The sequence below is a fragment of the Priestia sp. P5_B4 genome, from assembly GCF_056400385.1.
Map to the genome: position 1 here is coordinate 1 of NZ_JBFULJ010000039.1, position 19,782 is coordinate 19,782.

Sequence of the window (19,782 nt, forward strand, 5' to 3'; positions counted from 1 at the left end):
GATCGCTCAGCTTCAGCTTGTATGGAATTTGGCAGACTTATTTATGGGGATGATGGTAGTCGTGAACTTGATTGCTATTTTTCTATTATCGAAAGTGGCATTTTCCGCCTTGCATGACTATACTGAGCAAAAAAAGGAAGGAAAAAATCCAGTCTTTTATAGAGATGCGTTAGAAAACAATCAAAATATCGAATGTTGGGAAAGAGAATCTGCTCCGCCCCCTTCTGAAAAAGAGAATATTATCTAAAAAAAGTTCAGCCAATTGGCTGAACTTTTTTTATGCGTTTTTCTTTAATTCAGTTTGCGCAGTGCCTTTAGAAAACAATGTTTCTTTCACGCCGTTAGTTGCTGCTTTTGTTTTGGCCGAAAAGATTGGATTTAAAATAACAACTACGAGTAAGTTAGATAATAATCCCCAGAATCCTTCATAAAGACCAAATGAATTTCCTGTGGCATGTACGGTAAACGTCACAACCAGCCCTACTACTAATCCAGCAATCGTACTTTCTTTGGATTGATTTCTCCAGAACAGACTGATAACGATAGCCGGGAAGATTTGTACCATACCGGATACCCCTAGTAACTGTAGGGAAACAAGTGCTTGAGGGAATAATAAACCGAATAAAAGTGCCAGTCCAATAACAACGAAAACCATAGAACGAGTAACCATTGTTAATGTTTTACCCTGTACATTTGGATTAATTAAATCTCTGAATATATTATTTGCAAATAAGTTAGACGCTCCGATAGCCATGATAGAACATGGAATTAATGAAGCAAGAGCAATCGTTGCATAAGCTAACCCTTGGCCAATGCCGCCATATGAATATTGAATTAAGGTTAATAATGCTAATCTAGGATCCGTTGTATCTTGAGGTAATACTTGATAAGCAATAAATCCTAAGAAGATGACTAGAATTAAAACAATATTGTAAAGCGGTAAGAAAATAGCATTTTTACGAAGCGAATCTGCACTTTTAGCAGTGAAAACACCTGTAGCAGCGTGGGCCCACATGAATAAAGCTAAAGCAGATACGAGTGATGCTGTAATAAACCATGGAATGCCTTTAGGTCCTTGTGTTGGGATCGTTAATAGCTGAGGTGAATCCTTTGCAACATTGTCGATCATGTTGCCCCAGCTTCCAAAATGCATAATTGGCAGAGAAACAACCATAAATAACATAATCGCCCATACTAAAATATCTTTAATAATTGCCGTATATGTGGGACCTTTAATTCCGCTGAAAAAGGTATAAAGAGCCACAAGAAAGAATGAAAGAATAACGACTGCTTTTACGTTAATGTAGCCAGTTCCTGCAACGCGAAGAGTATCTTGAATACCGCTAAGCTGAAGATCAATATATGGAATGAGCATCAATACACCTACTATAGCAATTAAAGAGGAGAGAAATTTACTGCTAAAACGTTCTCTGGCATAATCAGCAAGCGTAGTAAGTTTGTGCTTTTTAGCAACAGTCCAAAGCTTTGGAAGAAAAAAGTATGAAATTAAAAAGGCTAAAACAGAGTAAGGAATAGCAAAAAATGCGATGCTTCCCCCCTGATAAGCTGTACTTGTAAGACCTAGGAATGTATAAGCAGTATATAAATCTGCTCCTACTAAAAGCCAGACGAGCAGGCTTCCAAAACGTCTTCCACCTACAGCCCACTCTTCAACTGAGCTTCTAGATGATTTGTCACGTCCCGCTATAAAGCCAATTGCGATAACGACAAGAACAATTGCTGATGTGATTAAAAGTGCGGTTAAATTTCCTTGCATTATTCAATGTCCCCCCAAGATTTTTGTAAACGATAAATGATAAATGTACACACAGGCGTTAAGAAGACCCATAAAAATAACCATAAATGCAAAAGAGGTAATCCAAAAATAATTGGATKAATGTTATTTACAAAAGGTAAAAAAACGAATTGAGCAATAAATGGAATGATGAATAAAATAAAAATTATGAATTTTCTGTTCAATTTTACTCCTCCTACTAAAAATTTATCTAACAATGTTCACTATGATAGCAAGTCTGACATGGTAAAGCAATAAGTTTTTTGAAAATTTCGTTATAATCTATGGAAATTTTTTTAGAAAAACAAAAAAGAGCTTATGGTGGGAGTATATTTGAAATGATTACGAAGGAAAAAAAGGGGGATAATCTAAGCGAAGTTGCTCTTGAAGCAAAAAGAGAACGGAAAAGAAGAAATTTAGTTTTGACCGGGAAGTTTTTATTATTTCGCTGAGATAAAGTATATTGCTATTGCATCATAAGAAAAGAATTTGTATGTTCAAATAGAGATTCATGGAAAGAATAAAACAGAGCAAATAAAAAAACTAGACAATAAGTGCTTGTCTAGTTCCACCACTCTGTCAGTGGTCCTTTGTCGCCATAAACAGGATCTGTTGTAGGAATAGGTACTTGTGCAATTTCATCAAATACGTGAGGGCGATCAGTTTGTTTTCCTGTTCTTAAATTGTAATCCATGCCCTCTGGATAAGCTCCAACCACTTTAAAATCAGCAGTTGACTGCAGACGCATATGCCCTGTTCCTGCAGGAAGTACGAGCACATCGCCAGCATGCACCACGATATTTTCCCCCATATGTCCACCTAGTTTTAAACGTGCAGATCCGCTAATTACACCTAGTGCTTCATGAGAATTACTGTGGTAATGGTGAAAATCATGTATGCCGCCTACCCAGCTGTTTTTCCAGTTGTGAGAATTAAAAATGCTCTCCACTTTCTCTTTCTTACTAATAAATACGTGTTCATACAACAAAACTGGAAGACGAGGGTGATTTGGAATGGTTCCGTCGTCATCAAAATAAAGAACTTTTACATTTGCATAATTCATAAGCATCCCTCTAACAATCTTTTTTCGTAATTTTCCCTGTTTTGTGCTTGCGTAAACAGAGAAGTTTGCTCGAAGTACTTCATTTGTTGCGAAGTGCATGATATGTAGGTTTTAACGTTTTCCTAAAAGAAGTCTCCCACTTCAAGCGTAGCTAAGCGGTGGGCAGTTCACTTTAGTATCTTTTCTTCATATTGTATATAAGTAAAGGGTCTAGTGCAAGAATTCTATGGATATATAGCTGTTAATTCTTATTATGTAAATGAATATTATATATTAATATAATTTTTAGAAGATAATCTGCTCGTGGAGTAAAAGAATCAAACAACAAGAAAAGTTAGGATTTTATTTGTTTTTTGTAATTAAAAAGAGATTTCCAGAGGATTTATTCGGAATTTTACGAATAATTTATTATCTTTATAAAAGTAATGTAAACATTTTTGTGTATTGAGTAATAGAAATGAATGTTATATACTGATAAAAAATATATTCCTATATGTGACTGGCGCAACATGGATGACCATGGGGGAGCATATAGCGTATAAGCCGCGCGCCTGGGCAAACACTTGAGAGAATTCCGCAAGTGTTTTTTTTATTTTCCTAGGGAAGAGGAGTAGATTTGGATGAGCAATATGCAAAGGAAGATGGGAACATTTGCTTTAACCATGACAGGCATAGGTTCGATTATCGGTTCAGGGTGGCTGTTTGGAGCATGGAAAGCAGCTCAAATTGCGGGACCCGCGGCTATTTTTTCATGGGTTATTGGAATGGTGGTTATTTTGACCATTGCCCTATCATATGCTGAACTGGGCGCGATGTTTCCACAAGCAGGGGGGATGGTTAAATATCCTCAGTATTCACACGGATCATTTATTGGTTTTTTGGCTGCTTGGGCTAACTGGATTTCAATCGCTTCAACGATAACAGTGGAGGCTATTGCATCTGTGCAATATATGAGTACTTGGCCCTGGAAGTGGGCTCGCTGGACTCATGAATTAGTAGACAATGGAATTTTAACGTCCAAGGGGTTGGCAGTTGCGTCTTTGTTATTATTCGTTTACTTTTTTGTGAACTATTGGACGGTAAATCTCTTTGCTAAAGCAAACTCATTTATTACGATTGTTAAATTAATTATTCCTGGTTTAACGGCAGGGGCTTTATTTTTCGCTGGTTTTCATAGTGGAAACTTTTCAAGTGAGCATGGGGTTGCCCCTTATGGGTGGGCCAGTGTTTTAACGGCAGTGGCAACATCAGGTATTGTGTTTGCATTTAATGGGTTTCAAAGTCCTGTAAATATGGCAGGAGAAGCAAAATCACCTAATAAATCGATTCCGATAGCTGTAATTGGTTCAATTTTTATTGCAGGAATTGTATACATTATATTGCAAATTGTCTTTATCGGAGCAGTAAGTCCGTCATCAATTGCTGATGGATGGAATCACTTGAATTTTAATTCTCCTTTTGCTGATTTAGCGATTGCGCTTGGAATTAACTGGCTAACAATTGTGTTATACGCAGACGCATTTGTTTCTCCTTCCGGCACAGGTGCTACATATACGGCAACTACTTCTAGAATGTTATACGGGATGCAGCAAAATGGATACTTGCCAAAGATATTTGGTACTCTTCATCCACTTTACAATGTCCCGCGCCCAGCTATGTGGCTGAATTTAGCAGCTTGCTTCTTGTTTCTCTTTTTATTTAGAGGATGGGGTGTCTTAGCAGAAGTGATCTCAGTAGCGACGCTTATCTCTTATATTATGGGTCCTGTAGCGCTTATAACATTAAGAAAAACGGCTTCACACTTTTACCGTCCATTTTATTTAAAAGGGGCATCAGTTATTGCGCCATGCGGCTTCGTTTTTGCTTCCTTGACGCTTTACTGGGCAAGGTGGCCACTTACAGGTGAAGTGATCTTTATTATGGCAATTGGCCTGCCTGTTTATTTTTATTACCAAGCGAAAAATAAATGGGTGGGCTTTAAAGAAGAATTTTTAACCGGGGCTTGGATGCTTATCTATTTAGCGTGCATGATTTTTATTTCCTACATAGGAAGCGAAAAATTCGGAGGCAAAAATATTTTGCCTTTCGGATGGGATATGCTAGTGATTGCTTGCGTATCATTAGCTTTTTATTATTGGGGAATTAAAAGCGGCAAATCTAACCGATATATGAAAGAAGCTGAACAAATCAATCAAGAAAATTTTAAATCTAAATAAAAAAACACGAGCCCGTGCTCGTGTTTTTTTATTTAGGTCAGTGGAGAATTTAGACTTAGTTTTTATCAAAATATTGTAAAAAATATAGATTTTAAGGTTTAAGTATTTATACAGGGGGAACCTTTATTTGGGATAAAGTTCTAAAAAAACAAAATAAAGGGGATTGGGAAGCTGTGAAAAAAATGAATGTTTTGGCTTTGGCTTTTGTACTTATGCTAGTATTAGCGGCTTGCAACAGTTCTAAGGAAACGGGAGGATCCACTTCGGCTAAAAATAAGGCGATTGAAGCATCCATTGACAGCGCTTCTTACATTTTAGTAGATAGTGATGAAGGAGCTACAAGTGAAGAAAAAGGGCTGTTGACAGTTGATTTAAAAGTGAAAAATGTATCCAAAAACAGTATATCTTTATCAGATTATGACGGTGTGTATTTATACGAAGGAGATGAACAGCTGTCTCCAAAAACGGGAGTGAACAGTCGTGAGCTTGGACTAGAAAGCAGTGCATCTGACAAGATTGGCGCTGGAAAGCAAAAAAAATTAACATTTGTCTTTGAAGTCAAAAAAGATAAAAAGTACAAAATTGGGCTTCAGCCAAAATCATCTGATTATGATGAAGAAATCGACGAAGTGACATTAACACTGGATACGAAAAAATACGCCAAAAGCTATAATAAGCTGCAAGACCCAGAAAAAGCTCTGCAAGCTTACACAGAAGTCCTTTACTTAAACAAAGAAAACGTAGACTATGATAAATCTATAACAGCAGATAAAACAGCTGTCATAGAAGAACAGAAAAAAGCGTTTAATGAGGAATTAAAAGGTGCGTTTTCTAACAGTTTAACCGATAAAGCAAAAAAAGATTTTTTTAACATGTATAAAGGTGTTTTAAAAGAAAAAGCAAGCGTGAAAACAAATGTGATTGCGAATGCAAATAATAAAGCCGTAGTAGAAGTGGAGTACACTACTCTTGATTTATCAGACTTATATTCATACGTATCGCAGCTTAAGCGAGCATACACAGATGAAACGAAAGATTACGATACAGAACACTCTGAAGAGTTTGCGGCTTCTAAATTCAAAGATATTGTAAATGAATTAGAAACGAAAGAAGGAAGTCGTCCCCTACGAATTTTTATGGTGAAAGAAGATGAGAAATGGACTGTAAAATCAAGTGACCTATACAGTGATTCTTTAGGTAAAACGTTTGGATCAAGCTATATTCGATAGACAAAAAAGAGAAGAATTTTTCTTCTCTTTTTTGTTTTCTGTAAATAAATCGACGAGCTTTTTGTAAAGCTAAATTTATCAAAATATGCTAGTATAGGTTCATTCATTCTTTTATTCTTATTATGATAGGCATCAATGGAGGTTCTTACTAATGAAAGCAAATTATTGTAAAGATACAAAGGCAGTTCGAACGAGCCGCATTTTTCCTAATGATATTAATAATCACAATACGTTATTTGGCGGAAAGTTAATGAGTGATATTGATATGATTGCGTCCATTTCAGCTTATCGTCACAGTCGTACAGAGTGTGTGACAGCTTCAGCAGACTCTATTCATTTTCTGCACCCTATTACGCCTCAGGATTCTGTATGTTTGGAGTCATACGTATCATGGGCAGGTCGTTCATCCATGGAAGTGTTTGTGAAAGTGATTAAAGAAAATTTAAAAACCGGGGAGCGTCAAATTGCAGCTACATCATTTTTAACTTTTGTGGCAATGGATGATGATGGAAAGCCCCGCGCAGTACCGGAGCTTATTCCAGAAACAGAAGAAGAAAAATACCTGTTTCAAACGGGGGCAGATCGCGCTACCACGCGTAAACAAGTGCGTAAAAAAAGCAATGAACTAGCCTCGGTATTGGATTTAGGACAACCTTGGTAGCATAAAAGAGAGGCCGAGACAAAAGTGTTTTAGCTCAAATGAAAAACGAACCAGTGATCAACATGTTTGATTAGTGGTTCGTTTTTTTTGTTATGGTAAACGTAGGTTTCATCTGTTTCGTTCCTTCTAGCAGCTGATTGGAGGGCAAGAGGAAGACTAAGGGGGGAAAAGCGAAAGAGACGAGGAGGCTCATCGGCCACCTGCGGAAAGCAAAGTCTTGCACAGAAATCCACTGCGGTGTCACAAGCGGTTCGACTTATATATCCCATTTGTTCGTCTTTAGATTGGATTCATTTAGTTATGTCTTAACCTCTCTTTTATATTTGATGAATCTCCTCTCTTGAACGAGAGGAGGAAATAAAATTATATGAAATTTATTTTCGTTCATGGTAATATGAATTTAATATAATTTTCTAAAAAGTTTAAAAAGTACAACATTTATAAAGGAAGGTGTCGTGTCTAATGGTAACAGTAGAAGCAGCAGAAAGACAAAACAGCAGCACTGCCCTGCGCCGTGATGTAAAGTTTCTCGGTCAATTGTTAGGGAAAGTTCTGGTTCACCAAGGTGGAGAGGAACTGCTCAGCAAAGTAGAAAAAATACGCGAAGTAGCAAAATCACTTAGAGAAAACAAAGATGAAGTTATCTATAAAGAAATAAAAAATGAAATCGTTACTCTTGAACAGCCGATGCGCGAGCAGGTTATTCGGGCGTTTGCAGTTTATTTTCATTTAGTTAATATTGCAGAGCAAAATCATCGAATTCGTCGCAGACGCGAATATCAGCAGCAAGAAGATTCTATTATGCAGCCGGGCTCATTGGAAAGTGCCGTTGTTTCGCTTAAAAATAATGGCGTGGCGCCAGACGTAATTGCTAACTTGCTTCAAACTCTATCTCTAGAGCTCATCATCACTGCTMATCCAACAGAAGCCACTAGACGAAGTGTCCTTGATATTCATAAACGAATGGCTGAGCTTCTAAAAAACTTGGATAATCCAACGTTAACAAAACGTGAACGTACGGAAATTGAAGAAAGACTGTTTAGCGAAGTATTAATTTTATGGCAAACAAATGAACTGCGAGATCGCAAGCCGACGGTAATGGATGAAGTATCCAATGGATTATATTATTTTGATGAAACGTTATTTGAAGTGCTTCCTCAACTTCATCAGGAGTTGGAAAATTCATTGCAGGAGAATTACCCTGAAGAAAATTGGAAGGTGCCTAATATTCTTCGGTTTGGTTCATGGATTGGCGGAGACCGAGATGGAAATCCAAACGTAACTCCTAAAGTAACGTGGCAAACGCTTGTCAAACAAAGGAAGTTAGCTATTCGTAAATATAAAGAGTCGCTTACTCAATTGAGACAAAGGTTAAGTCAGTCTACAAAAAGAGTCGCAGTTTCAGATAATCTTCTTGATTCTATTAATCAAGAAATATCGCTGCTGCCTGAGAAAAAGCGATGGAGAATCAAACACGAAGTATATCGCTGCAAGCTTACGATTATGCTTCATAAATTAAATTTAGTTGGAGAATCGGAAGCAGGTTATCAAAGGTCGGAAGAATTTCTACATGATTTATTTCTAATCAAAGATAGCTTGCAAAAGCACCAGCCTCAGGATTATCAGTTAAAAAGCTTATGTAAATTAATTCGCCAAGTTGAGCTGTTTGGTTTTCATTTAGCAACGCTTGATATCCGTAATCACAGCGGGGAACATGAAGCGGCAATCAAAGAAATTTTCCATGCTGTTTCTTTAGCTGAAGATTATTCAGCGTTAACGGAAGAGAAAAAAGTTGAGCTGCTAGGTAAAGTTCTTCAAGACCCAAGACCTGTGATATCGTTTGTAGAGAATTACTCTAAAGAAACGCAGCAAGTAATTGAAGTATTTAACATGATTCATCGAGCACATAAAGAATTTGGAGAAAGATCTATTGAAGTCTACTTAATCAGTATGACCCAGTCTGCAAGTGACTTGTTAGAAGTTATGGTACTCGCCAAAGAAGCGGGTATTTACCGCCTTCATGCAGATGGCCGCATTGAAAGTAAGTTAAATATAGCTCCGCTGCTTGAAACGATTGATGATCTCACAGCGGGTCCTAAAATCATGGAACAGCTATTTCAATTAGATTTTTATCGTGAGCACTTAAGGAAACAGCAGGATTTGCAGGAAATTATGCTTGGCTACTCAGATGGAAGCAAAGATGGAGGAACGCTTACTGCTAATTGGAAGCTCTATAAAGCGCAGCAGGAAATTCACGATATGGCGAGGAAGTATCAAGTTCGTCTGAAGTTTTTCCATGGCCGAGGCGGCTCACTAGGCCGGGGAGGTGGACCGTTAAACCGAAGCATTTTATCTCAGCCTGTTGAGACGCTAGGAGACGGTGTGAAAATTACAGAGCAAGGAGAAGTTCTTTCTTCTAGATATGCTTTATATGACATTGCCTACCGAAGCCTTGAACAAGCGGTCTCAGCTCTTCTTACAGCGGCAGCAAATGTTTCTCAAGAAGCTGAACAATGTGATATTCGTACACATGAATGGGAAGAAACAATGGACGAGATTTCAACTGCTTCTTTACGTAAGTATCAAGAGCTTGTTTTCAAAGATCCAGACTTTTTAACGTATTTTAAACAAGCTACACCTCTTCCTGAGCTGGGGGCTTTAAATATTGGGTCACGTCCAATGAGTCGAAAAGGAAGTGATCGCTTTGAAGACTTGCGAGCGATTCCGTGGGTATTTGCATGGACGCAAAGCAGACAGCTGCTTCCAGCCTGGTATGCTGCAGGTACGGGCTTACAGCATTTAGTAGAGAAATCCGGAGATATACAGCTTCTTCAGCAAATGTATAAAKAATGGCCATTTTTCCGCTCGACCGTCGATAATCTGCAAATGGCCTTAACAAAAGCAGATTTAATGGCAGCAAAAGAATACACGGAAATGGTACAAGACCCGGCTATTTCAGAGCGGATTTTTACCGCTATTAAAAAAGAGTATAATCTCACAAAAGAAATGATTCTTCAAATCACAGGTCAAAAAGAATTAATGGATCATCTTCCTACGATTAAAGAATCTATTAAATTACGAAATCCGTATGTGGACCCTCTAACATTCTTACAAGTTAAGGTCATTTCCAAGCTGCGTGAAGATGAGGCTGGAACGTTAAATGAAGAACTTTTAAAAGAAGCGTTATTAACGATTAACGGCATTGCAGCAGGGTTGCGTAATACAGGCTGATGATACCAAAAGACACCTCAAGAAAATAAAAGAGGTGTCTTTTGCTTATTCTTCTCACATAAAGAACTGCCTGTCAGTTCCCTCTCTTTTAAAGAGAACTTCCGCCTGTTAAATAGGCACTGAGAAAAATCAATGATAGAATAGAAAAAAGATGGAAATATTCTACAACTGAATACGAGTGATGGGGAACTAGATTGAATATGGAGGACGAGGACAATGGTAAAAAATTCGCAAATCTTCATTGAAGCAGACTCCAAGAATTCTGTATTTATTGGACTGGAATTTTGTGAGTATACACAAAAAATGAATCCTACTTGTTTGTCCAAACAGCATATAAATGTGTTTATTCATCCGGAAGAACTCACCGTGGAATTTAAGAAAACAAAAAGTGATAGAACTATCGATGATTTTCATCTCATGCATATCGTTCCGGTTCATTGCTTTAATTATTTATTATGTTCGATTTCGCAAGGTATTGTTACAGATGTTCAGCTGAAAGCGGTTGGCCATCAAGGAGAAACGTTGTTTGAAGAAAATCTTACATTGAAGTTTCATGAAAAAGCGACGGATTATGAAGAAACCCTCTCATTTTTCAAACATTTAAATCAAGAAATACAAAAGCAGACGAAAAAATATACAGCCAGTTATATGAGCTCATAATAAAGCAAGCTGCGGTTTTTAAAACCGCAGCTTTTATTCGTTTAACCGAAAAAATTATGTTAGAGATGCTTACAAATCAAGAGATTTTTCAGTGGGAAATTGATAAAGTAAAACTAAGAGAAATCAGTGGACAGAAAAGCTTTTAGCGGCTGGCCGCTCTTTATTCAATATATAAGGGTTAGGTTTTAAGGTTAAAAAAATAGCGATGAATACGTATTGTCGTTGTAGATGAAGTGCTAAGGTCGCTCTATCTGCAATCATGTAGAATCTTCGCGCGCTTATAGTCTGTTTTACGGAACGAAAAAGCTGCGGAATTAGAAGCACTCCTTCTATTTCTGCGGTTTTTTTTATAAACAAGAAATAAATTTACTTATTGTACGGAGGCGATGCAGATGATTAAAGATTTAGTATTGGCTAAGGAATGGCTGCCTGCAGCTTATTCACATGATTTAACAGATCAGCCCTTGCAAGTAACGATTTTAGAAGAGCGAGTTGTCCTTTTTCGCACAACTAATGCTATTAAAGCATTTAAAGATTTGTGCATCCACCGCGGTGCAGCGTTATCTCTTGGAAAAGTGGTAGATGATTGCATTGTATGCCCTTATCACGGATGGAAATACGATGATGCCGGGGCTTGTGTGAAAATTCCTCAACAGCCGCCGGGAAGAGCTATTCCTTCAAAAGCAAAAGCACAGGTGTATGACTGCGTTGAAAAGTACGGGATTATATGGGTGAAGATGAACAGCGAGGCAGGTGATACTCCTTTTCCCCTGTATGATGAACATCTTAACTCCGGATTCAAAACGGTTTGCGCCAGCCCTCATACTCTGCAGGCAGCAGCTCCTCGTGTCGTAGAAAACTTTCTAGATGTAAGCCATTTGGCTTTTGTTCACGAAGGAAGCCTTGGGCACTCTGACTACGCCGAAATTCCTGATTATAAGGTGCATTGGAAAGATAATCGCTACGTTTCTGATGAAATCGCTGTGTACGCAGATGCAGATGGCACGGGTAACTTTGCGACTATTTATTATACCTTTGAAATTCTTCGTCCTACCGTTGCGAGGTTGAAAAAAGTTAACTACGAAACGGGTGAAATCTTTTCAATGCTGTTTGCGGTTTTACCTGAAGAGGAAAGAAAGTCCACCGTGTTTGCGCTGGTTTCTAGAAACTATTCGTTTGATGTACCTGATCAATATTYCCGCGATTTTCAGCAGCTTATTATTGAACAAGATACCAGTATTGTGGAAAGTCAAAAACCAGAAGAGCTGCCGCTTGACTTACAAGCAGAGCTTCATTTGAATCCGGACCGACTGAGTATTGCGTATAGAAGATGGCTCGGCGATTTAGGAGTAACCTTTGGAAGTGACATAGGAGAAAGATTAAAAAAAGCTGCTCAATAAAAAAAGAAGAAAGGAGTCTCCTTTCTTTTTTTATGTATGCTCACGGATAAGCTGCTGATAGCTATTAAAAAGGGTAGGATATGTTAATTGGCTTAAAATGACGCAGGAAAGCGTAGCAGACGCTAGAATAGTAAAAACGATAAGCAGCTGGAATTTGACAGCTTGTATCGGATCTGCCCCTCCAATAATCTGGCCTGTCATCATACCCGGAAGCTGAACGAGTCCAATTGTTTTTTGACTTTCTACAGTAGGAATCATGCTAGCTTTGATTGCGGCATTTAAAATACTATGAATAGCTTGTTTAGGAGTGCCGCCAAGCGCCAGAATCAATTGAATTTCGTCTCGTCTTCTATTTACTTCAGCATCTAACCGATTTAAAAATAAATTGGCCAAAATCATCGAATTTCCAATAATCATACCGCTGACAGGAATGATATATCGTGGAGTAGCAGGGATAATATGTAGTCCGAGCATAACGCTTTGGGTCAGGATTTCTACAATAAAAAGAGTGACAAATACACGAAAAAAAGCTTTAAATCCCTCCTTTTTTTTCTTTACAACATTTTGGGAAGCGACTGTCAGCATAAGGAATAAAATGAAGATCATAAAAGCAGGGTGATTCGCGTCAAAAATAAACGATAAAACATATCCGATCACTAACAGCTGAACGGCTGCTCGAATACTGGCAATAATAATATCTTTTTCGAGTCCTATACGAAAAGATTTTGATAAAAAAAGAGCAATAAAAACAAAAACAATGGTAAAAATCAGTGAAAGTGAACTCATAGAAAGGCTCCTTCAATAAATTGTTTTGTTTCAGCTTTTACAGGAGCATGAAAAAAGGTCTCTGTCTTGGCTTTTTCTACAATCACTCCGTTCATTAAAAGCCAGACTTCCTCTCCTAAACGTTTCGCTTGATCTAAATTATGGGTAACCCAAATAATCGTTTTATTCTGCTCTTTATGTAAATGAGAAATAAGCTGTTCAATTTCATGAGCAGAAGTGGCATCCAAAGCAGAAGTGATTTCGTCTAAAAGTAAAAGGTCAGAGCCGTTCGACAGCGTGCGGGCTAATGATAACCTTTGCCTTTGACCACCGGATAAATCTCTGGCATCCTGCTCTAACAAGTCAGGGGAAAGACCCGTTAAGGCACAGAGTTCTTCAGGCATAATATCCTGCTTGCCATGCAGTTTTTGAACAAGCATCATATTATCACGCACTGTTCCATCAATAACAGGAGCTGATTGAAAAGCAATGCCCACTTTTTTTCGTAAATCAGAAATAGTCCATTTGCTAATGTCTTTTCCATATACTTCAATACTTCCTTCATCAGGTGCAGAAAGTAAATTGCACATGGAAAGAAGGGTGCTTTTTCCGGATCCTGATGGTCCTACCATCATGACGAGCGAGCCTTGCATTACTGTACCCGATATGCCTTTTAAAACACTATGTTCTTTATCCTTAAATGTTTTATGAACGTCTGTAAATGTGATAGCAGGTATTGAATTGAACGTGTTCATAGTAACTCCTTTTTCATTCGTTTTGTTTATTGTAGCATAAGGGAAAGTATAAAAAGTTATTGGATGATATAAAAAAAGCTGTGAAAAATCACAGCTTTTAAACAGTTGTATTCACTTTTTGGCTGGCTTTTAAGGCATAATCTAAATCTTCAAGAAGGTCGTCGATTGCTTCTGTTCCAACCGATAGACGAATGAGTTCTGGGGTCACACCCGAAGCTTTTTGTTCGTCTTTAGATAGCTGTTGATGAGTGGTGCTTGCCGGGTGAATAATGAGTGATTTAGAGTCGCCGATATTGGCTAAATGAGAAAATAACTGAACCGAATCAATTAACTTAGCCGCAGCGTTTTTTCCTCCCCTTACACCAAAGGTTAAAATTGCTCCTTGCCCTTTAGGCAAGTATTTTTGTGCCAAAGAATAGGAAGGGTGGGAAGGAAGCCCCGCATAATTTACCCATTCTACTAATTCATGCTGCTCTAAAAATTTCGCTACCTTTAATGCGTTTTCGCTGTGACGCTCTAATCGCAGATGGAGTGTTTCTACCCCTTGAAGGAGTAAAAAGGAATTAAAAGGTGATAAAGCAGCTCCAATATCTCGTAAAAGCTGAACGCGCGCTTTTGTAATATAAGCAGCTTCACCGGCAGCTTCTGTGTATACAAGGCCATGGTAACTTGGATCTGGAGTTGTTAAGTCTGGAAATTTCCCGCTCGCTTCCCAATCAAATTTTCCACTGTCTACGATAACACCCCCAATTGCTGTTCCATGCCCTCCAAGAAACTTAGTAGCAGAATGAACGACAATATCTGCTCCGAAATCGATGGGACGAAGAAGGTAAGGGCTTGGAACTGTATTATCAATAATAAGAGGAATTCCATGTTCATGGGCAATGTCTGCAACTGCCTCGATGTCTAGCACATTTCCCTGCGGGTTTCCAACGGATTCAGCATAAATTGCCTTTGTTTTGGAAGTGATTGCACTTCTAAAATTTTCTGGATGATCGGCGTTTACAAATTTGACGGTAATGCCCAGTTTAGGAAGCGTAGACGAAAAGAGGTTATATGTTCCTCCATATAAACTGCTTGCTGATACAATTTCATCTCCTGCGGAAGCGATATTCAAAATGGAAAAGGTAGTAGCAGACTGACCCGAAGCTACTCCTAGAGCACCTACTCCGCCTTCTAACTCAGCAATTCGCTGTTCAAAAACGTCCGTAGTAGGGTTTACAATTCGAGTGTAGATGTAGCCTTGTTCACTTAAATTAAATAAAGATGCAGCATGCTCCGTATCTTTAAACCCAAATGAGCTTGTTTGATAAATAGGTACCGCACGCGAAAAAGTAGCCGGGTCAAGCTGTTGGCCAGAATGGATGGCTTGTGTTTCAGGACGAAATGGTTTCTTAGCAGACATTGAAACTCCTCCTTAAATATAAAACTTATAAAAAACATAGGAATAATAAACTTTAATCATAATATACGGATTCTATTGAATGATGTCAAATGATAATTTGAATATTTAGAAAATATAAATAAGATTAATGCTGTCATTCAGCATTAAGACATCTCTTTAATTTCTAAAAATACCATAAAAAATATAAAATGTAAGAAAAATGTCAATTAATTTGTATAATTATGTTAGAATATTAGGTGTTTGAGAGTTTCTTAGAAAGAGCCGATTTTGCTAGAAGACTTTAAAAAATAGTAAAAGACGGGTCTTAAGAGCTAATAACGAAACAAAATAAAAGGAGTTTAATTATGAACACAGAAGTCAATGTATCTTCGGAAGTCCAAGAGAAAGGAAAGCCTTCTATTTTTGGTTTTATTACGAGTCCGGTTGTACAGCTTGAGAAAATGAAAAGCAGCCCGGTCATCTGGGGACCTCTTTTACTTATCCTCATCTTAACAGCTGCAACAACGATTCTAGCCGTCTATACCCCTCAGGGACAAGAGGCCCTGCAACAGCAACAAGAAGCTGGCATTGAAGTGAATTCAACATTTAGTATGATTGGTGGAGCGATTGGAGGATTGATTGCAATAGTTGCTACACTGGCATTCACGAGTTTGATTCTGTTTTTAATTGCAAAGTTAGGGGCTGGAAAAACAACTTACCGCCAAATGTTTAGTTTGAATTTGTTTGTTACGTTCATCACAGCAATCGGTCAGCTAATTAATACGGGAGTAGCTGCACTAGCCCATACTTCAGCTAATGTGACTTCGTTAAATGGAATGGTTGGTGCGAAAGGTGCTATGGGAGGAGTGTTTACTTCCATTGAAATCTTTTCTATCTGGGGACTTATTCTGACAGCAGTAGGACTACAAAAAGTGGCAAATGTATCAAAAGCTGTTTCTATTATTACAGTGATTATTTTATTCATCTTAGGAGCCGCTATTTCAGGAGCTGGAGGAGCTGCTTCAGAAGCGCTTAAAGGAGCAGGGTTGTAAATGAAAAAAGGAATAATTATTACAGCTGTAGCAGTTGTTATTGTTGCGGTTATTGGGATTAACGTATATCGTGCACAAAGTGTAAGTGGGAAAGCAATCAATGTTCACGTAGCAAATATAAAGGAAAAAAAGTTAAGGAATACAGTTATGGTTCCGGGTACGTTAAAGCTTGCTGATGAGCAATATGTCTATTTTGATGCTGAAAAAGGCGAGGTTGAACGATTTCACGTAACAGAAGGCTCTCGTGTACAGCAGGGAACCTCTCTTGTAACTTACGAAAGCGATACGCTTGATTTAGAGCAAGAACAAAACAAGCTAGAAAAAAAATCCAGTCAGCTGCAAATTGACTCAGTAAGCAAACAGCTTTCTAATTTAAATAAAAAACAAAAAGAATTGGAAAAAGAAATGAGTAAGCAAGAAGCGAGAGATCAAATCGATACAGAGCGTACGCAGCTCAATCTCGATTTAGAAACGGCTAAAATTGATTTAGAACGAAACAAACTAGAAGCCAAATCAATTGCTAAAAAAGAACGTAATTTAGACGTAGCGAGTGATATCAATGGGACGGTGCTAGAAGTAGATAAAGAAGCGGTTAATAACATAAGTGACGTTCAAAAACCGCTTATACATATTGGTAATACCGATGAATACTTAGCTACTGGTGTGCTGTCTGAGTACGATGCATTAAAAATTAAAACCGGTCAAGCTGTCAAAATTACATCAGATGTGCTGCCTGATAAAGAATGGGCAGGAAGCGTTAAACAAATTGACTATCTACCTCAGCAGCAGGCATCAGCAGAAGCCGGCAATGATGCAGCTAATCAATATCCAATTGAAGTAAAAGTAGATGACCAGGATATCACGATGATTAAGCCGGGATTTAAGCTGCTGCTTGAAATTGAAACAAGCAGTAAAAAGGCTTCATCTTTGCCGATAAAAGCAGTTGTAAATGAAGACGGAGAAAAATATGTATATGTGGTGAAAGATAAAAAGGCGGTTCGTAAGGAAGTAAAGATTGGAGAAACAACAAATAAATTTATTGAAATCAAAAGCGGCGTATCTTCTAAAGACAAAGTCATTACAAATCCTACAAAGAACTTAACTGACGGTGCGGAAGTGACTGTTCAATGATTGAGCTTGTGAATATTCATAAAAGTTATCATCTTGGCAAAGAGGAAGTGCCAATTTTAAAAGATATTAATTTGAAGATTTATGACGGTGAATTTGTTGCGATTATGGGACCTTCTGGCTCTGGTAAATCAACGCTAATGAACATTATCGGATGTTTAGACCGTTCGTCTTCAGGATCCTATTTATTAAATGAACAAGAAATCTCTACTTATAGTGATGAGCAGCTTGCAAAAGTAAGAAATATTCATATCGGTTTTGTTTTTCAGCAATTTCAGCTGTTGCCGCGTTTAACAGCGGTAGAAAACGTAGAGCTTCCAATGGTATATGCCGGTGTAACGCGTAAGGAAAGACGAGCCAGAGCAGAAGCTGCACTTGAAAAAGTAGGGCTGAGTGAGCGGATGAAACATTTACCGAGCGAGCTATCAGGAGGGCAAAAGCAGCGCGTTGCTATTGCTCGTTCTATTGTTAACAATCCGACGCTTATTTTAGCAGATGAACCAACAGGAGCTCTAGATACAAAAACAAGTGCTGATATTATGGAACAATTTTCTCAGCTTAATGCAGATGGCACAACGGTTGTAGTCATTACCCATGAACCTGAAGTGGCAGAATACACATCGCGTACAGTTATCGTTCGTGACGGTAAAGTGCTAAGTCATAGCGATAAGGAGAACGATAGCTTATGAGTTTGATAGAAAATATTCGCATGGCGCTCTCTTCGGTTCTTGCTCATAAAATGCGCTCTATTTTGACGATGCTTGGTATTATCATTGGCGTAGCGGCTGTTATTATCGTTGTAGCCATTGGTCAGGGCGGAGAACAGATGATTAAGTCGGAAATAACAGGAGCAAGCAATACAGTTGATGTATACTACCAGCCTCCTGAAGACGAGATGCAAGCTGATGACCTTTCAATGACGGGGGAGCCTATCTTTACAGAGGATGATATTAAAGCTCTTTCGACTATTCCCGGAGTGAAGAATGTGGTGGCTTCTAGCTCAATGGGAATGGGGATAAGATATAGAGACAAGGAATCTGATACGACTGTTAATGCTATTAACGAAGGCTATATTGAAGTTAATCAGCTGGAAGTTTCAAAAGGAAGAATGTTAGACAGCTCTGACTTTTTATCAGGTAATCGAGTAGGTGTTATCACAAGCGATATGAAAAAAGAGCTATTTGATAAAAAAGAAGCCCTTGGACAAGTAGTATGGGTGCAAGGTCAGCCTATCAAAATTATTGGTGTCACAAAAAAGGCAACGGGCTTTTTAGCATTTGAAATACCAACCATTTATATTCCGAATAATACGTATAAATCAAGCTTCGGTAAGCTCGATTACACAAACCTTAGTGTTCAAGCGACAAGCTCTGATCAACTAAAAAAAGTAGGCAATGACGCAACGGATTTGTTAAATAATTTGCATGATGCGGAAGATGCTTACCAAGTGCAGAACTTAGAAGAAATAGCAGATAGCATTGGAAATGTAACGCGAATTATGACAACGATTATTGGATCGATTGCGGGCATTTCTCTTCTTGTTGGCGGGATTGGCGTTATGAACATTATGCTGGTTTCGGTAACGGAACGTACAAGAGAAATTGGTATTCGTAAAGCGTTGGGAGCATCTAAAAGACAAATTCTAACTCAGTTTTTGATTGAGTCCATTACCCTCACGTTAATTGGTGGTTTGCTTGGAATTGGTCTCGGCGCGGGCGGGGCAGCTCTTGTTTCGTTATTTGCTGGCTGGCCTTCATTAATTTCGTGGCAAGTAGTACTTGGAGGAGTGTTGTTCTCCATGACGATTGGCATTGTATTCGGCATGCTTCCTGCAAACAAAGCGGCGAACCTAGATCCAATCGAAGCATTAAGATATGAATAAAGACATGCGTTCGCATGTCTTTATTTTAATTTAACGAGAACCAAGAAGATTTCTCGTTTTTCTTATTTATTACTTACTAGGGTTGATACGGGCTACGTTAATAATATCATGTATTTTCTCTACCAAATCGAGCATGAGAAATCCGTTTCCTTCAGAGCTTTTTCGATATCCAAGAGGAAGGGTTCTTCTTACAAGTTGAGCATAGATTTCGGCTTCGATTAAAGAACGGCCAAATTCCTTCTCACATAAGTTAATTAATAGAGCTAAAGCTCCTGCCACGTGGGGAGTCGCCATTGAAGTTCCTGAAAGAGTCGCGTACTTATTTTCCAAGTAAGTAGAGATAATGTTAACTCCCGGTGCGACTAGGTCCACTTCTTCATTTGCATTAGTAAAAGGGGCAAGATTTAAGCTGTTGTCCACTGCTCCTACTTGAATGACTTCGTTGTAACTTCCTGGATATGAATATTCAAAGGTTTCTTCGCGGTCGTCACCTTCATTTCCAGCCGCAACAACAACAGAAACATCTTTATTCACAGCATTTTGAACAGCTTCGTGCAGTTC

Annotated in this window: 19 protein-coding genes and 1 riboswitch; of the genes, 12 read left to right on the top strand and 7 right to left on the bottom strand. The window is 38.3% G+C overall.

Annotated features, from left to right (window positions below):
* Positions 1-247, top strand: a 247-nt coding sequence (locus AC1DRF_RS07005) for an alanine:cation symporter family protein (protein WP_477740475.1), incomplete at its 5' end; no start/stop codon positions are given.
* Between the two features lie 30 nt (positions 248-277).
* Here the strand turns inward: AC1DRF_RS07005 and AC1DRF_RS07010 are convergent.
* A complete protein-coding gene (locus AC1DRF_RS07010; protein WP_043980342.1) occupies positions 278-1,777 on the bottom strand; it encodes a sodium:solute symporter family protein in 1,500 nt (499 codons plus the stop codon).
* On the bottom strand, positions 1,777-2,013 hold the full coding sequence (locus tag AC1DRF_RS07015; RefSeq protein ID WP_477740476.1) for a DUF3311 domain-containing protein: 237 nt from the start codon (positions 2,011-2,013) through the stop codon (positions 1,777-1,779). Before AC1DRF_RS07015 ends, AC1DRF_RS07010 begins: the two co-directional genes overlap by 1 nt.
* A gap of 66 nt (positions 2,014-2,079) precedes the next feature.
* Between AC1DRF_RS07015 and AC1DRF_RS07020 the strand changes: the two genes are divergently transcribed.
* On the top strand, positions 2,080-2,247 hold the full coding sequence (locus AC1DRF_RS07020) for a hypothetical protein (RefSeq protein ID WP_427075669.1): 168 nt from the start codon (positions 2,080-2,082) through the stop codon (positions 2,245-2,247).
* Between the two features lie 110 nt (positions 2,248-2,357).
* Here AC1DRF_RS07020 and AC1DRF_RS07025 read toward each other — a convergent pair whose 3' ends face one another.
* A complete protein-coding gene (locus tag AC1DRF_RS07025; RefSeq protein WP_080621362.1) occupies positions 2,358-2,957 on the bottom strand; it encodes a cupin domain-containing protein in 600 nt (199 codons plus the stop codon).
* A gap of 386 nt (positions 2,958-3,343) precedes the next feature.
* Positions 3,344-3,422: riboswitch (ZMP/ZTP riboswitch) on the top strand.
* A gap of 56 nt (positions 3,423-3,478) precedes the next feature.
* Between AC1DRF_RS07025 and AC1DRF_RS07030 the strand changes: the two genes are divergently transcribed.
* From AC1DRF_RS07030 to AC1DRF_RS07055, 6 genes are all read left to right on the top strand, one after another.
* On the top strand, positions 3,479-5,074 hold the full coding sequence (locus AC1DRF_RS07030) for an APC family permease (protein ID WP_477740477.1): 1,596 nt from the start codon (positions 3,479-3,481) through the stop codon (positions 5,072-5,074).
* Positions 5,075-5,256: 182 nt separating this feature from the next.
* Positions 5,257-6,303 carry a DUF5105 domain-containing protein gene (locus AC1DRF_RS07035; protein WP_477740482.1) on the top strand — a complete coding sequence of 349 codons (1,047 nt, stop codon included), beginning with the start codon at positions 5,257-5,259 and terminating at the stop codon, positions 6,301-6,303.
* 151 nt (positions 6,304-6,454) lie between these two features.
* Entirely contained in the window at positions 6,455-6,964 is a 510-nt protein-coding gene (locus tag AC1DRF_RS07040) for an acyl-CoA thioesterase (protein WP_043980336.1), read from the top strand.
* A gap of 462 nt (positions 6,965-7,426) precedes the next feature.
* Positions 7,427-10,195, top strand: coding sequence for a phosphoenolpyruvate carboxylase (gene ppc / locus AC1DRF_RS07045; RefSeq protein ID WP_477740478.1), 2,769 nt, complete (start codon positions 7,427-7,429; stop codon positions 10,193-10,195).
* 216 nt (positions 10,196-10,411) lie between these two features.
* Complete coding sequence (locus AC1DRF_RS07050) at positions 10,412-10,855, top strand: hypothetical protein (protein WP_427075668.1); 444 nt, start codon at positions 10,412-10,414, stop codon at positions 10,853-10,855.
* Between the two features lie 392 nt (positions 10,856-11,247).
* The gene (locus tag AC1DRF_RS07055) at positions 11,248-12,255 is read left to right on the top strand and encodes an aromatic ring-hydroxylating dioxygenase subunit alpha (RefSeq protein WP_477740479.1); all 1,008 of its coding nucleotides are present in this window, start codon (positions 11,248-11,250) and stop codon (positions 12,253-12,255) included.
* A 30-nt stretch (positions 12,256-12,285) separates the two neighbouring features.
* Here AC1DRF_RS07055 and AC1DRF_RS07060 read toward each other — a convergent pair whose 3' ends face one another.
* The 3 genes from AC1DRF_RS07060 to AC1DRF_RS07070 all read right to left on the bottom strand — a co-directional run bounded on the left by AC1DRF_RS07060 (position 12,286) and on the right by AC1DRF_RS07070 (position 15,180).
* Entirely contained in the window at positions 12,286-13,041 is a 756-nt protein-coding gene (locus tag AC1DRF_RS07060) for an ABC transporter permease (protein ID WP_477740480.1), read from the bottom strand.
* On the bottom strand, positions 13,038-13,775 hold the full coding sequence (locus AC1DRF_RS07065) for an ABC transporter ATP-binding protein (protein WP_043980327.1): 738 nt from the start codon (positions 13,773-13,775) through the stop codon (positions 13,038-13,040). The genes AC1DRF_RS07060 and AC1DRF_RS07065 overlap by 4 nt, the downstream gene beginning before the upstream one ends.
* Positions 13,776-13,872: 97 nt before the next feature.
* Positions 13,873-15,180, bottom strand: a complete 1,308-nt coding sequence (locus AC1DRF_RS07070) for a homocysteine synthase (RefSeq protein WP_043980325.1) — start codon at positions 15,178-15,180, stop codon at positions 13,873-13,875.
* Between the two features lie 344 nt (positions 15,181-15,524).
* Here AC1DRF_RS07070 and yknW point away from each other — a divergent pair, with 344 nt between their 5' ends.
* Genes yknW through AC1DRF_RS07090 form a run of 4 tightly spaced genes read left to right on the top strand, consistent with a single transcriptional unit; the run spans position 15,525 to position 19,221 of the window.
* Positions 15,525-16,211, top strand: a complete 687-nt coding sequence (gene yknW / locus AC1DRF_RS07075; protein WP_427075665.1) for a YknW family membrane protein — start codon at positions 15,525-15,527, stop codon at positions 16,209-16,211.
* Positions 16,212-17,342 (top strand): efflux RND transporter periplasmic adaptor subunit, encoded by a 1,131-nt coding sequence (locus tag AC1DRF_RS07080; protein ID WP_427075664.1) that lies wholly within the window; start codon positions 16,212-16,214, stop codon positions 17,340-17,342.
* Positions 17,339-18,028, top strand: coding sequence for an ABC transporter ATP-binding protein (locus AC1DRF_RS07085; RefSeq protein WP_013081850.1), 690 nt, complete (start codon positions 17,339-17,341; stop codon positions 18,026-18,028). Before AC1DRF_RS07080 ends, AC1DRF_RS07085 begins: the two co-directional genes overlap by 4 nt.
* Positions 18,025-19,221: an ABC transporter permease gene (locus AC1DRF_RS07090; RefSeq protein ID WP_427075663.1), complete on the top strand. Its 1,197-nt coding sequence runs from the start codon at positions 18,025-18,027 to the stop codon at positions 19,219-19,221. The genes AC1DRF_RS07085 and AC1DRF_RS07090 overlap by 4 nt, the downstream gene beginning before the upstream one ends.
* A 69-nt stretch (positions 19,222-19,290) precedes the next feature.
* Here AC1DRF_RS07090 and AC1DRF_RS07095 read toward each other — a convergent pair.
* A partial coding sequence (locus tag AC1DRF_RS07095) for a S8 family serine peptidase (RefSeq protein WP_477740481.1) occupies positions 19,291-19,782 on the bottom strand: 492 nt, incomplete at its 5' end.

Coding starts and splice junctions, on each gene's coding strand:
- AC1DRF_RS07010 (WP_043980342.1), bottom strand. CDS start 1,777: ATGCAAGGAAATTTAACCGCACTTTTAATCACATCAGCAATTGTTCTT.
- AC1DRF_RS07020 (WP_427075669.1), top strand. CDS start 2,080: ATGGAAATTTTTTTAGAAAAACAAAAAAGAGCTTATGGTGGGAGTATA.
- AC1DRF_RS07025 (WP_080621362.1), bottom strand. CDS start 2,957: ATGCACTTCGCAACAAATGAAGTACTTCGAGCAAACTTCTCTGTTTAC.
- AC1DRF_RS07030 (WP_477740477.1), top strand. CDS start 3,479: ATGAGCAATATGCAAAGGAAGATGGGAACATTTGCTTTAACCATGACA.
- AC1DRF_RS07035 (WP_477740482.1), top strand. CDS start 5,257: ATGAATGTTTTGGCTTTGGCTTTTGTACTTATGCTAGTATTAGCGGCT.
- AC1DRF_RS07040 (WP_043980336.1), top strand. CDS start 6,455: ATGAAAGCAAATTATTGTAAAGATACAAAGGCAGTTCGAACGAGCCGC.
- AC1DRF_RS07050 (WP_427075668.1), top strand. CDS start 10,412: ATGGTAAAAAATTCGCAAATCTTCATTGAAGCAGACTCCAAGAATTCT.
- AC1DRF_RS07060 (WP_477740480.1), bottom strand. CDS start 13,041: ATGAGTTCACTTTCACTGATTTTTACCATTGTTTTTGTTTTTATTGCT.
- AC1DRF_RS07065 (WP_043980327.1), bottom strand. CDS start 13,775: ATGAACACGTTCAATTCAATACCTGCTATCACATTTACAGACGTTCAT.
- AC1DRF_RS07070 (WP_043980325.1), bottom strand. CDS start 15,180: ATGTCTGCTAAGAAACCATTTCGTCCTGAAACACAAGCCATCCATTCT.
- yknW (WP_427075665.1), top strand. CDS start 15,525: ATGAACACAGAAGTCAATGTATCTTCGGAAGTCCAAGAGAAAGGAAAG.
- AC1DRF_RS07080 (WP_427075664.1), top strand. CDS start 16,212: ATGAAAAAAGGAATAATTATTACAGCTGTAGCAGTTGTTATTGTTGCG.
- AC1DRF_RS07085 (WP_013081850.1), top strand. CDS start 17,339: ATGATTGAGCTTGTGAATATTCATAAAAGTTATCATCTTGGCAAAGAG.
- AC1DRF_RS07090 (WP_427075663.1), top strand. CDS start 18,025: ATGAGTTTGATAGAAAATATTCGCATGGCGCTCTCTTCGGTTCTTGCT.